General features: G+C 35.6%; 13 protein-coding genes. 2 read left to right on the plus strand and 11 right to left on the minus strand.

The genetic code is table 11. The annotated features are described in order from the left end of the window. Positions 1-42: 42 nt before the first annotated feature. Positions 43-1,404 carry a sensor histidine kinase gene (locus tag ACUZ8J_RS14215; protein WP_446694187.1) on the minus strand — a complete coding sequence of 454 codons (1,362 nt, stop codon included), beginning with the start codon at positions 1,402-1,404 and terminating at the stop codon, positions 43-45. Between the two features lie 363 nt (positions 1,405-1,767). Between ACUZ8J_RS14215 and ACUZ8J_RS14220 the strand changes: the two genes are divergently transcribed. Further along, positions 1,768-2,220: a copper resistance protein NlpE gene (locus ACUZ8J_RS14220; RefSeq protein ID WP_446694941.1), complete on the plus strand. Its 453-nt coding sequence runs from the start codon at positions 1,768-1,770 to the stop codon at positions 2,218-2,220. Positions 2,221-2,316: 96 nt separating this feature from the next. Then, positions 2,317-2,988, plus strand: a complete 672-nt coding sequence (locus ACUZ8J_RS14225; RefSeq protein WP_446694188.1) for a HutD/Ves family protein — start codon at positions 2,317-2,319, stop codon at positions 2,986-2,988. A gap of 126 nt (positions 2,989-3,114) precedes the next feature. On the opposite strand, the gene ACUZ8J_RS14230 is transcribed toward ACUZ8J_RS14225, so the two are convergent. From ACUZ8J_RS14230 to ACUZ8J_RS14275, 10 genes are all read right to left on the minus strand, one after another. Further along, complete coding sequence (locus ACUZ8J_RS14230) at positions 3,115-5,055, minus strand: polysaccharide biosynthesis protein (protein WP_446694189.1); 1,941 nt, start codon at positions 5,053-5,055, stop codon at positions 3,115-3,117. 131 nt (positions 5,056-5,186) lie between these two features. Next, positions 5,187-5,741, minus strand: a complete 555-nt coding sequence (locus tag ACUZ8J_RS14235) for a sugar transferase (protein WP_446694190.1) — start codon at positions 5,739-5,741, stop codon at positions 5,187-5,189. A 2-nt stretch (positions 5,742-5,743) separates the two neighbouring features. Continuing rightward, the gene (locus ACUZ8J_RS14240) at positions 5,744-6,751 is read right to left on the minus strand and encodes an NAD-dependent epimerase/dehydratase family protein (RefSeq protein ID WP_446694191.1); all 1,008 of its coding nucleotides are present in this window, start codon (positions 6,749-6,751) and stop codon (positions 5,744-5,746) included. Next, the gene (locus ACUZ8J_RS14245; RefSeq protein ID WP_446694192.1) at positions 6,727-7,725 is read right to left on the minus strand and encodes a hypothetical protein; all 999 of its coding nucleotides are present in this window, start codon (positions 7,723-7,725) and stop codon (positions 6,727-6,729) included. Before ACUZ8J_RS14245 ends, ACUZ8J_RS14240 begins: the two co-directional genes overlap by 25 nt. A 63-nt stretch (positions 7,726-7,788) precedes the next feature. Further along, a complete protein-coding gene (locus tag ACUZ8J_RS14250; protein WP_446694193.1) occupies positions 7,789-8,922 on the minus strand; it encodes an NAD-dependent epimerase/dehydratase family protein in 1,134 nt (377 codons plus the stop codon). Between the two features lies 1 nt (position 8,923). Next, positions 8,924-9,976, minus strand: coding sequence for an acyltransferase family protein (locus ACUZ8J_RS14255; protein ID WP_446694194.1), 1,053 nt, complete (start codon positions 9,974-9,976; stop codon positions 8,924-8,926). Continuing rightward, positions 9,966-10,850, minus strand: coding sequence for a hypothetical protein (locus ACUZ8J_RS14260; RefSeq protein WP_446694195.1), 885 nt, complete (start codon positions 10,848-10,850; stop codon positions 9,966-9,968). Before ACUZ8J_RS14260 ends, ACUZ8J_RS14255 begins: the two co-directional genes overlap by 11 nt. Before the next feature lie 317 nt (positions 10,851-11,167). Beyond that, on the minus strand, positions 11,168-12,049 hold the full coding sequence (locus tag ACUZ8J_RS14265) for a glycosyltransferase family 2 protein (RefSeq protein WP_446694196.1): 882 nt from the start codon (positions 12,047-12,049) through the stop codon (positions 11,168-11,170). Next, positions 12,046-13,218 carry a glycosyltransferase gene (locus tag ACUZ8J_RS14270; protein ID WP_446694197.1) on the minus strand — a complete coding sequence of 391 codons (1,173 nt, stop codon included), beginning with the start codon at positions 13,216-13,218 and terminating at the stop codon, positions 12,046-12,048. Before ACUZ8J_RS14270 ends, ACUZ8J_RS14265 begins: the two co-directional genes overlap by 4 nt. Continuing rightward, positions 13,202-14,449 carry a hypothetical protein gene (locus ACUZ8J_RS14275; protein ID WP_446694198.1) on the minus strand — a complete coding sequence of 416 codons (1,248 nt, stop codon included), beginning with the start codon at positions 14,447-14,449 and terminating at the stop codon, positions 13,202-13,204. The genes ACUZ8J_RS14270 and ACUZ8J_RS14275 overlap by 17 nt, the downstream gene beginning before the upstream one ends. Positions 14,450-14,451 lie beyond the last annotated feature (2 nt).

Raw genomic sequence — 14,451 nt, forward strand, 5'->3', positions numbered from 1 at the left:
GTCTTCAACAAGACTGAGTTATCCCCTAAGCAATATCTAAACTTATTTCTCAGGGATCTGTATTTCAACCTTCACACCTTGATCTGGGGATGAGGTTAGCAAAATGGTGCCATGTAGTTTTTGCGTCACCAGATTATAAATAATCGACATGCCAAGACCTGTGCCGCCGTCTTTACGTGCAGTAGTGAAAAAAGGCTCGAAGGCTTTCAGTTTAACCTCATCGGTCATCCCTACCCCATTATCTTGATATTGCATACAAATGTTGGAGCCTTGTTTTTCAACTAGAATAGTGATGTTTTTATCCCCAGTAAAACTCTCAGGAAATCCATGGCGAAAGCTATTAGCCACTAGATTAGTGAAAATCTGTGCGATGGCACCAGGGTAAGATTCGATATAGATGTCGTCATCCAACTCCACATTTAAGGCAATATTCTTCTTACGCATTAACGGCCTTAATGAGCTGAAAATTTGAAAAATGTAGGTCTTTAAATTAAACCGCTCACGCTCGAGCACAGATTGGTCTGCGGCGGTACGCTTAAAGTTATGGACTAACTCTGCGGCTCGCAAAAGATTACGCTCAATCAACCCGAGACCATCCTGCATGGTATTGATAAAGGATAAAAATTTATCCTCGTCGAGCTCATTTTGCTCGAAAGCCGTTTTCAGCAATACCACTTCATCTAAACAATGGGTTACGGATGTCACGGCAATCCCTAGAGGCGTATTGACCTCATGCGCGACCCCTGCGACCAAACTCCCTAAGGCAGCCATTTTTTCGTTTTCAACTAAATGGTGTTGTATAGAACGTAAATCAGACAATGCCGTCTCTAACTCTTGGGTACGTTGGCTAACCTGAGCCTCGAGATCCGCATTAATGGCCTTTAATTGATTTTGATAATCCAAAATTTCTTTTGCACTCATAGCTCTGCCGAATAAGTCGGCCAAAGCAGAAGCAAAAGCCCTTTCATCACGCGTCCATTCTCTAGGCACACCTTGATGCTCAGAGCAGATAATACCGACCATTTTTCCGCGATGACGTATGGGACTATCTAACAGAGAACTAATGCGATTAGGAACTAAGTAGGCACTAACAAGCTCATGGGTCGCCCCATCTGTTTGCGCATGATTCGCGACAATAGCGCGCTCATTATCTAATAGACTGAAGTAATGTGGATAATCCTGCAGAGTTAATATCAACGCCTCTTGCCTGTGCATATTATCGAGCAGGTAAAAGCAATGCATACTTCGGTGATCTTCACTCCATAACCAAATGCCTGCACGGGTGATTTTTAACCCTTGACACACAGATGACACGATAAGTTGTGAGGCCTCAACAAGATCGCCACTATCAATAATGGATGAGCGGCTTACATCGAATAAAATCCTGTCTAACATACGTGTCATAATGCAGATTTACCCCGCGTGGTACCGCCTGACTTAAGAATCAGGCAATTAACTTGGTTACCCAAGCTTAAGTGATTCTCTTTAGTATAGATTCAATCTGCAAACACACTCATTGAGATGCACCCACAAGCTACAATTGGTTTTGCAGAACAATGTCTAGTGCTGCTTTACCTAAACACGCCTATAAAAAATCATCCAACACTTAGCGCTTTTTTACTGAACTCGTAATGAAGTTCAAACACATAAAGTCCCTCTTTAACATTAAGACACAGAAAGAAACACCAGACATAAATAAGGTTGGAACCCGTAATGATGGCGGTTATCATCACACGACAGTCAATTAATCAAACGGTTAACATGAATATGAAACTTTCACAGATATCACTCGCCCTTCTCGCGTTAATGATTACCGCATGCAGTGAGCCCGCTAAGACTGTGGCTAATGAGCCTGTCACAGCGCCACATCAAGATACACAAAAAAATCTACCGCTTGGTGATACCAGTCAAAATGCACTCGATTGGCCCGGTGTATATGAAGGCGTTATCCCCTGTGCAAGTTGCGAAGGGATCCAAACCACACTCACGCTAAAAGCGGATAATAGCTTTGAATTGAAAAGTATTTACTTGGGTAAAGATGAGTCCATCTTTAAAGTGGCAGGAAAATTTGACTGGGATAGCAATGGCTCAAAAATCACCTTATCCGATGGCACTAAATACTTGGTAGGAGAAAACCAACTGTTTATGTTAGATATGGAAGGTAATCGAATAAGTAGCGAACTAGCAGATCATTACATTTTGAAGAAGAAAGAGATTTAGCTGTGAACGCAGTATGCTGCGATACGACACTGCATTATGCGTCGAAGTAGGTATCCTCTGTACTGCAACTATTCATAATCAAAAGAGAAGCTTAAATTGAATCCCAATATCCGGATCATCCGTTATGAAGAATGCGAATCAAGCTTATGGAAAAACGGTGGTGGCAGCACTAAGCAACTGTTCATATGGCCAAAGGGGGCAGATCTCAGCAACTTTGATTTTAGGATCAGCATCGCCACCATTTCGAGCGATGGCCCCTTCTCACTCTTCCACGGCATCGATAGACAACTATGTATATTGGAAGGTGAAGGGGTAAAACTACACATCAAGGGGAATGATTTAGGACAATCAAAAGAAATCGTTCTGCACCCGAATGATCCTCCATTTTGCTTTAGCGGGGAAACTCAAATCGAGAGCAAGCTATTAGATAACCAGATCCTAGACTTTAATGTGATGACGAGGCGCAGCAACTACACAGCAAAAATTGAGCGCATCGAATGCAATTGCAAAGTCCAGATTAAAACCAAGGTGAACAGTGCTCAGCAAATCGCGAATACCCTGCCTATCCAATTTTTGCTGCCGCTCGCGCCAATCAGCTGTATATATCAAGGAACGAAGATAACACTGCAAAGTTACGATCTGTTGCAATTAGCAGAGGAGAAAAATACTACTGTGGAATGCTTAACATTAATAAGCCACCAAACAATGCAGCTGATACGCGTGTGTATTGAAGCTACTCAGCCAACGATAGCTTGTAACTCAAACTAAAAACAAAAGTCTGACTTCCTGGACATATAAATCCTTAAAAAACACAATACAAAAAAGCCAAATCAGTAAAGATTTGGCTTTAGAGTTACATTTAACTTTTCAACACCTAAAAATAAAATATTTAAACTAAGAAACTAACGTCACCACTTTCGCTTTTGTGTCAGCAGGTTTAAATAATTTTCTCTGCTGCCAAACTAAATCACATATGCCGTCAGTTGGTGCAAACCCCGTTGGTGCAGAAAGTAAAATCTCACGAATCGCCTCATGGTTGAACTCATGGCATGCTTTATCCAAACGATTAAGTATCAACTCTAATTCAGCCCATGGTAGGTAAATTTCATTCGCGGTCATAATCCGCTCATGGTCTGTACCTGTCACATCATCGCCAATCAGTAACTCTTCATACAGTTTTTCACCAGGGCGAAGGCCTGTAAATTCAATCGCGATATCACCGTTAGGATTCGCTTCATCCTTCACATCATAACCACTTAAGCGGATCATTTTTGCTGCCAAATCAACGATTTTGACCGATTTACCCATATCAAGCACAAACACATCGCCGCCCTTCCCCATGGCGCCAGCTTGGATAACTAACTGAGAGGCTTCAGGAATCGTCATAAAAAAGCGCGTGATTTCAGGATGAGTAACAGTAACTGGGCCGCCGTTAGCAATCTGTTTACGGAATAACGGCACAACTGAGCCAGAAGACCCCAGCACATTACCAAAACGCACCATACAAAAACGCGTTTGATGGTCCTCTTTTGATAATGCTTGTAATGCCAGTTCTGCCATACGTTTAGTCGTACCCATCACATTTGTAGGGCGCACCGCTTTATCAGTAGAAACCAAAACAAAGGTTTCCACTTTTGCCGCAATAGCAGCTCTTGCGGTATATAAAGTACCAAATACGTTATTGCGCACACCTTCAACCACATTATGCTCAACTAAAGGCACATGCTTATAAGCTGCGGCATGGTAAACTGTTTGCACTTTAAACGCCTGCATTACCGCTTGCACACGGTTTTCACGCTGAACAGAACCCATGATAGGAACAATTTCAACATCAATACCAAGCTCATTAGCAGTAGCAGAAAGTTCACGGTCTATCGAATAAAGTGCGAACTCCGATAACTCGAATAAAACTAATTGTTTAGGTTGCTGCTTTAAAATCTGGCGACATAACTCTGAACCGATTGAACCACCGGCTCCTGTAACCATAACCACTTTGTTTTTAATATTGGCAGTCAATAAATGTTGTCTTGGCGCAACAGAATCTCGACCTAATAAATCTTCGATTTCGACTTCTTTCACATCACTAAATAACTTATCACCACTCACCAAGTCCGCCATGGCGGGCAAGGTCATGACCTTGACAGTAAGCGGCTCAAGTTGATTAATAATTTCTTGACGACGTGAACGTGATGCGCTCGGCATTGCCAACAACACACGAGTTGTAGGGCGCTGTTTGATAAGCAGACCAAGTTGATGAGACGGATAAACATGCAAGCCTTGTATCGATGTATTGTGCAAACTTTCGTCATCATCAACAAAAGCAACTGGATGGTATTCATGGCTCTGTGCAAGTGCAATCGCAGTTTGTCGCCCGCTCACACCAGCACCATAAATAATAACCGGCTCACCACGGCGGTTAATACCTGCACCGACTAATGAACGCATTAGAGCACGTGCGCCGCCCACAAAAACAAGAGCAAAAGCTGCATAGATAAATGGTACAGTGCGAGGTAAATCCACCCCACCATAATAGGCAAGTAAAACAAGAGCTATGGTTGAAATACCGACACCGGCCACGATTGAAGTAAATGCTTGCGAGCTAATATAACGCAGCACTGCGCGATAAAGCCCCAGCCTCACAAACCCAGTAATACTGATAGGGATAGTTAACGCAATCAATCCCCAATATTGCGATTTAAACAGTACGTCAACTGAGTCCAAACGAACGAGTAACGCAAACCAAAAGGCAAAAAGCAAAAACACTGAGTCAATCACCACGCTGACTAAACGTTTATGTGGCCGCTTTAATGAGAATAAAAACTGCAAAAAATCCATCTTTTGCTCCAGCTTAATTAAGTTATTCATGAAGTTTAGTAACGGCTTATGCATAGATAACAGGCATCAAGTCCTTAGAGCAGATGAGTATACATGAGTTAACGAGTAACAGCTAAACCCAAATGCAATAACTAACTTGGTTTAACAGCATCACCACTGCCACTGCCAGTAGCAGTCATAAGAATGTACTTAAAATAGCGACCTAAGGTTAATGTATCGATCATCTGCTTATCAGTTTGAGCAAGCAATTTAGGCGTAGACATATCAATATTTTGTACTTGCGCTAAACCTGTTACACCAGGTAACACATCATATACACCGAGGGCATCACGCTCAGCGATCAATTCTTCTTGGTTAAATAAGTTAGGCCGTGGGCCAACCAAACTCATTTCACCTTTTAGGACATTAATAAGTTGTGGTAACTCATCAATTTTAGTTTTGCGCAAAAAACCACCGAATTTTGTGATAGCTGCATTACTGGCTAGATGGCTAGCAACCGATGCGGTTCCCTTACTCATAGTACGAAACTTAACTAAGTTAAATGGTTTTTTATGTTTACCGACACGAGTTTGGATAAAAATCGGTGAACCAGTATCAAACAGGCCAATAATGGTGACGATTAATAATAATGGCCATAGCAACAACAACCCAAAGAAGGCTGCAAGAAAATCAATTAAACGAATCATATTCACTCTTTCCCTGAACTAGATTTACCTGAATCACATAGTGTGGCCATAGCTTGTTTCATCGTTAATGGCGGTGTCCAATCTAAAACTTCTTTTATATTGGTTGAGTCAACTTGTAAATTCCCCACTAACTGCTCCATCATTGCAGATTTTCCCATCAACTTACCCGCTAATCTCATCAAACTAACAGGTACTGGTAATTGAAACACTTTCGTGCCTAACCCATCAGCAATAGCGTCTGTAAACTGTTTTATAGACACTGTTTCCATATCTGAAGCTAAAAAAGTATGACCAGCGGCGTTGGGATGGGTTGCACAGGTAATAAGAAGATCAGCAAGATTTTGCACTGCAATAAAATCACGCTTATTATTAGCCAGACCGAAAGGTAATACGGGTAGTTTCTTAACAAGTTTAGTCAATAAACCAAAATTACCAGGAGCATTAGGACCATAAACCAAAGTAGGACGGACAATAACAACTTCAAGACCAGTCTCTGCAGCTATCTTCTTAAGGCCGATTTCAGCATCATACTTAGAGTTTGTATAAGAATTTAGTGGCTTGGGTTCATCGAAAAATGAAAATGGTTTTTCTAGCGTAGCATTACCATTTACACCTATAGAACTGATAAAAACAAAGCGCTTAACGCCCGCCATACGAGCCTGTTTAGCAAGCTCGATAGTTGCTAACGTATTAATATCCTGAAAAGTTAACTCAACACCTTTAGTTATATGTGCAAGTGCAGCACAATGAATGATAGCATCAATGCCACGGAGAGCATTCGCATAATTGGTCTCTGGACAAATCTCACCAACTACATGCTCTACTGTAATCTTATAGTTAATATTAAATTTATCTGACTCGCGTCTTCCGTAAGTACGAATGGGTAACACAGATCTCTCAATTAGCTGCAATAATAATTCACCACCAACAAAACCTGATGCACCAGTCAATAAAATCATAAACTTCTCATTTAAAACATTAAAAATTAAGAAAACAAATTCAACAACCATGCTGACAAAGAATATTTTTCACGTATTGTAGCGTCAACAGGCTGATATTCTGAATGTAAGAAAGAAGCATCGATTGAGAGATCTTCCCTATCAACAACGAGGATATTTTGGGGGTTATAAAAATCATATTCAATCACATTTTTATTGGTTGTAATCAGCTTTTTTTGCATACCCAACATTTCGATCGTTCTCATTGTCAAACCATTTTGTTTGGGATGCTCTATATCAATAACGATACGAGAATCACCTAAAACATTTATTAACTCCTTAAATGCCATTGGTTTGAATGATATATCATTTATAGAAATCCCCTCCAATTCACTAGTAAACACCTTCTTAAGCAAAAACAATAGCTTGCTCGGTGAAAAGAAAAAGAGGAAAGTATTCACACTTTCCTTTTTAATATTTCCAATTATTCGCTTAACAATACCATAACGACCACTGTGTGCTGTACCGATAAATGCTAAATCGTAACTAAGCTTACTTATATCACGATGATATTTTCCGTACGCCTCTATATAAAAAAGAGGTAAAAAGGTAATTTTACCATCTATTATCGAGTCATTTTTATCAAAAGTAACAACCTTATCGAAATGCTGAATTAAATTTAATGCATTTTTTTTATTTTCAATAGAATCCCAAAGATAAAGAATAGTCTTAACTTTATCATTATTTGATTTGAAATCCATTAAAAAATCAGCACCCATAGTTTCTGGTGCAATAACAAAAAGAAAATCATATTTTACATTTTCAGCTTGTTGTAAAATATCTGAGTAATAGTCTTTGATTTGCCTTTTTATTAAGGTTTTAAAATTTAATCTATTAAAAACTTTAGCTATTGAGGAAGTAAATGGCCTTTCATCATAAAAATCAACCTGAGCCCCTAATCGTATCAATTCAAGCTCAATCTCCTGCTCATAACCAAAAAATCGTGGACAAATAAAAAGTACTTTTTTGCCAGCTAAAACATTCATGTTACCTACCAATGCTAAAAGCGATACCTAACTTACAAAGAAGCGAAGGTATCGCCATAAGATTTATTTGTACAGACCTTTCTTTTTCATCTCATCGATAGATTGTTCATAACGATCAGTTTGTACATCTTGTAAGTTAACCCAATCGGTAAACATTTTCATTCCTTCAGCAAAACTCACTTTCGGCTCAAAACCTAAGTCCGCATTAATCATTCTTAAATCGGCAAAGTTATGCCGTATATCGCCTACACGATAATTACCACTAACCTGAATAGTAGAGTTACTTTGATAAATGTCTTTAAGAGTTTGCGCCACGGTTAATACATCAGTAGGCACCCCAGATCCGACATTATAAGCCTTACCAGCGGCTCTTTTACAGCTAATCGCTAAACAGATCGAATCGACAACATCATCAATGTATACAAAGTCTCGACTTTCTAATCCATCCTCAAATATATTAATATCATTCCCATTTTTAATACGAGTAGAAAATATTGACAAAATACCAGTATAAGGATTAGATAATGACTGACCTGGACCATACACATTTTGAAAACGCAACGCTATAGTATCAATACCTAAACTATTGCCTGTAATCAAAAACATCTGTTCTTGGACTTGCTTAGTTACACCATAAATAGACGATGGATGAATTTTGCTCTCTTCATCAGTAGCCAATAACTCAACGTCTCGTGAACACATAGGACATTTAACGTTAAAATCCCGGGAGGACATGTCCGTATCAATTCTTGCCTTTGGATAAACTGTACCATGCTCCGAGCAAAGATACTTTCCTTCACCATAAATAGAACGTGAAGAAGCTATCACCAGTTTAGATATATTATGCGTTTCATTGGCTAACAAATCTAACAATATAGCACTACCTCCAATATTAACATCAGAATAGCGCTTAATTTGATACATTGACTGACCAGTACCAGTCTCTGCAGCAAGATGAACAACAGTATCAATACCTTCCAATGCAGTTAGCCAATCTTCGCGTGATTCAACCGTACCATGAATAAACTTAACTTTGTCCTTAATAGAACAATAAAGTGGTGATAAATAAGGATTATCACCATGTATTTGAGGGGATAGATTATCTAATATAGTGATATTATTATCCTGTTCAATAAGCTTCAATGCTAATTTTGAACCAATAAAACCAGCACCACCAGTTATTAATATATTTTTCATATTAACCCTTAAATAAATTATTTAATTTCTTAGAAAAATTCAAGCTTGGTTTTTCTACAAAATGCCATGAGAAATAAGATATAAAAACAACTACTAAAATAGTAAGGAAAGCTGAAGTAGTTGTGGAAAAATAATTATACACACCTAACTCTATAAATATTTGAATAATTGGAAAGTGGTAAATGTAAACGCCATAAGATGTATCAGCAAAACGATTCACATTTAGATTAAATGGCAATGCATATGCTATAAAAAAAACGAAAGAAACAACAAAGAGAGGATAAAAAATATCACTAACACAATAGAGAGATGAAATGAACAAAAATAAAGCAGCATTGTAAGATGGCTTTAACTTTAAATATAAACCATTTAACAAAGAACCTAGATAGAAATAAAAAAGCAAAAAAGGAATTTGATTAATAAGTTTAGGTGGTATATAAAAAACATCTTTATAGATAAATATATAGTGTAGAAAAAAAGACAAGACCGCCGTAAAGAAATAAACTTTATTAGCAATTTTATTAAGGTGATAGAAAATAATTAAAACAAAAAAATAATATAAAAGCTCAACCTTTATTGTCCACAAAGAACCATTTTGGGCACAAGTTATATGATTAACAAAAACCTGTTCAATACAAGGCTGAATAAAATTTAAAGTGGTTAAATTCCATCCTAAATACTTAAAAACAGAATTATAATCAGCATCAAATAAAATAAGAGAGATTAATGATGATAACAACAAAACCGCAACATAAGCAGGGAAGATTCTAAAAAATCTCTTCAAAAAAAAAGAAGTTGCTGAAGGTGTTTGTTTAGCACTTTGCCAAATTAATGCACCGCTAATAACAAAAAAAGAACGAACAGCTGTTTCTGGATTAAAAATATTAAATATAGTATCTATTGATTTCTCACCTATCAAATAATGAAAATGATGCCACAAAACTGCTAAAGCTAAATATAATCGCAAAAAATCAAAATTATTCCCCTCCCTTAATACAGAATATTCCTTAAACTTACTTTTTTGCAATATTAACTCTTTAAATTTATCTATCATATTTAAACACTACATTTCTTAACATAAATAAAGGTAATATATAAAAAATACCAATTAAAAATAAAGCACCTAAACTTGTATACAAACCTTCTCGGAAAACTAAACGTAAAAATATAACAGAAACAGAAGCAATTACAATAGCAACTGGAATAGTGCTTTTATCTATGATTTTTTTTAAACAAAATAAAATAAATGGTAATAAAAACAAGGTCAAGAGCATAAATAAATAACCATAATATGCACCTTCAATAATGATATTAGAACCTAAACCATAACCTCTATTGATTATCAAGGCAATGCTCTGACCTGCAAAAACATATTGTTCCAATATATCCATTCTAAAAAAATATAAAACACCAACACCAACTGCGCTGATCAAATGAAAGATTGTACCTTGTCCTACATACTCTGGATTTGAAATGAATAATGGTAAAGTTATATATGTTTCGCGAAACTCACCTATTGCGTTGAGATACCATGGAACCCCACTAACAATATTATCACTTCTCAAAACACCAAGAAGAAGTAACAAGCATAATAAAAAAAGACCTGGAATGATAAACAGAGTTTTACGATAAAAACATATTGTCAACATAACTGGTACTAAAGCGATAAACGCAATAGTTCTTGAACCATTAATTACATCTAAAAAGACAAGCAATATTGACGGGAGAAATATAATATACTTTTTATATTTAAAGAAATTTAAAACTGAGATTAAGATGAAGCTATATGCTATATTTTTAATTTTGAATCTATCTTCAGCCTCACCATCATAAAAAAAAGCTTGTGAAAAATCAAAATTTAAAAGATTAAAAATAAATACATATATTAAGTATATTAAAAAAAACCACCACAACAGTGTAATAAACATACCACAACTATAATTCTGCTCTAAAAAAACGACAGAGGACTGACAGTATTTATAGCATAGTGACATAAAAAAAGTGAAAACTAAAATAATTAATGATGAAATGAAAATATCTGAAAACTCTAAGTTCCAGTTAAAATATTTATCTATTTCGAACACAAAAAAAGAAGGGAGTACAATATAAAAAAACAAGTAAACATGTGACCAGAAAAACGGATTTAAAATAACCTTATAACCATTCCTTTTAACATCATTAATGACAGTGAAGAAAATCATTATTGATGAGAAAAGCGAAAAAATTTGACAGAAATAAATCATGTTCATCTTCTAAAAAATCTAAATGGTGTGAATAATAATCGTCTGCACCCTCTATAGATAAATAATAAGTAATATGTGAAAAAATTACTACCTAAACTTACGAGAAATAGATCGATAACATGGGTTCTTAAAAAAAGGTTGTTAATTACCCCAAAATCATTGCAATGTTTTAGATTAGCTATAGCAACTTGAGATGAAATTATTAATTTAGAGGTAATACTTTTACGACTAGCATTGCTACTGTGTACACGATAATTTGCTACGTTTGAAGCTAGAAACCCTAGCCGATTTACTTTTAATAATCTTAAATAGAATTCCCTGTCTTCTATTAATAAATTTTCATCATACATGCCAATAAAATCATATGCACAACGACGGATCATAATTGTAGGACCAACAACAGACCATCTTAAAATCAACTCGTTACAAATATTATTTTTTAGATTACTATAGTTGGCGGAGTATAAATACCTCATAGCGGATTTACTAATAATTTTTGAATCTTCTCCAATTACATATGCATCACCAATTACAGCATATAATTCAGAATGTATAGAAAGGAAATCATACCTGACCCTTATACTGTCGGGAGTTAATGAATCATCACTTGCACAAATTACAATATAATCACCAGAAGACTCATTCACTAATCTATTAAGAGTTTTACAAACACCCTGATTACTTTGACAGAGTAATTTAGCTCTAACACAAGGATTTTCTTTTAACCAGTTTTCAACTTTGATATATGAATCATCAGTTGAACCATCATCACACAAAACCACTTCGATGTTATCGTAATCTAGGGACAAAATTGAATCGAGACATTCTTTTATATATTTTGAATGATTAAAAACTGGTATTACAATACTCACTAGAGGATTCATTTTTCAAAACCTTTTAAGATATTTTCAAGATTACTTTTAACACTCGATTTAAAGTTATCAGTGGTATATCTATTAATTGCACTTAATTGAGCAGTTAATGCAAACTCTTTTAAAAATTTACTTTCAATTTCATCCAATAAAGTAAGTTTACTTTCTATATCAGCAGAACTTAATTCGATAATAAAACCCGTTGTTCCAACATCGAAACCGCATTCTTTGGTGACTGTCGGTATCATTGCCCCATTTGCCACAGCTGTAATTACGGATGTTGCTGTACCCTCTGAACATGAAGGTAAGATCACAAATCCACATTGATTTGCGATAAATTTAAAATCATCACTAAAAACATCAATAAAGCCATGTACAATAATATTATCGGTTAACTCGAGTGTATCAAGTAAGTACTGTTCATCAGGAGTAAATCCGCAAATATGCAATGTCCAATCAGGTCTGTTTTTAAATGCATCAACAGCCAAATCTAATCCTTTATGTAGTAAACCATAACTACCAAACCAAAGCATAGATTTTCGGCATTCTTCAAAATTTTTACTTTCCCCAATTTCTAATGCATCTTTACGTTGAATGTAACTGGGATCTACAGTAAAAACTATTCGTGCACCGTGCTCAATGAAAGTTTTTTTTGTTATTTCATTTCCAATACAAATGACTGCATCGGCCATTGATGCAGCTAATCCCCAACGCCGGTCACTTGTCCGTAGCGAGGATAATGCAATACATGAATACTTATGATAAAAATTTATCAGACGTTTATATGATTGCTCAGTACAATGAAATGGATGTGATCCCGTACCATAATAAATTGTTTTAGGAGGGTTAGGTAAACTTATTGCTTGATATAAAGGTAAACCCTCACCAAAGACTAGATCATATGATGCTATATCCCTTTTGGTTAATCGATTGTTATTTACAACATCAACCTGATAGCCTAACTCATCAAACAACTTCGCAATAACCAACGATTCATTGTAATTAGAGTGCTTAACATAGTTATTTTTTTTAAAGTGATAGGTACTATAACTAAATAAAACTCGCTTTTCTTTCTTCCCATTTAATACATTAATCAAATCGCGCTGAAATATTAGCTCATAAATTCCTAACATAAATTTATTTTTTTTAATTGCTTTTTTAAACTTATTTATAATGAACAAGGTCTACCTCATGCCTAGAAAAAAAATAATATAATGACATAAACACCGCTATCATAAAGCCTGTATAATAGCCATAAACACCTGCAACCCAACCTGAATTATCTAAATTTAAAAAAATAATAACATAGGATGAAATTAGCACAACCACCCATTTAACGAAAAAGAATATATTAGATTTATTTTTAATAATGAATGCATTTAAAGCTGAATCACAAAAAACTAATGGTAAGACAAATACAAGCTTTCTAAACATATCAACAGATTCAATGTATTTCTCGCCATAAACATACGTTATAAAATATTTAGATAAGAAGTACATCACTGCTAAAATAAATAAACCTACACAAAATAACAATACAGAAAGTTTTAATGTATTGGCTTTAAGTTCATTACCAACAGCACGGTATATTAGTACCGGCCCTAACACCGCAACCACCATAGTTGAAAGCGATATCAATTGCTCAAGCACACTAAAAGCTGCTGTATATAAACCGAAAGTCTGTTCGGTCTCATGTCCTTGAAGTATTAGTCGATCTAACTTCAGGAATAAGCTCATACAAAGTAAACCCAACCAAAGCTTTACCCCATCCAGGAAAAACACTTTTGCAATTTTTTTATCAAGAAATGCGAAATTGAATTGTATTTTTTTATCATGCTTTTTAGCATAATAAAGACAAAAAACAGACACTAAAAATGATTCAGCTAATATAGGCAAAAGAACTAAGATAGGATCTAGGTTTGCCCATATAAGCAAAAGAGTAAAAAATACTTTCGTTATCAGGCCAAATATTCTTATTTTTGCAGTAACATGATATTGCCCTTGACACTCTAAAACAAACCTGAAAACCCCTAATGGCTCAGTATAGAGAATAGTTATAGTCAAAATAAGAATAAACGCTAATTGATAATCCGTATCGATATAAACTAAAGTATAAACAAGACAACCTAACCAAACTAAGGCTGAGATAAAAAACCTATAAACAATAGAGGTTACTAGTACATCATTTTCCAATCTGCCTTCTGGAGTGACCTTCGAAAATAAGGTTTCCGCAGGACATAGCCAAGTCATTGAGGTAACAACAAACAATACAGATAATGAATACTGGTATGCCCCAAATAATTCAACTCCAAAGTACCTTGAAATTGCTCCTGTCGTAATTAATGTAAGTAAAATTGTTAGTATTTTCTCAAATACTGCCCAAGAAATATTAATAATGTGGAAAACTCTCATTA

Source organism: Shewanella sp. Koi 1 (assembly GCF_052907445.1).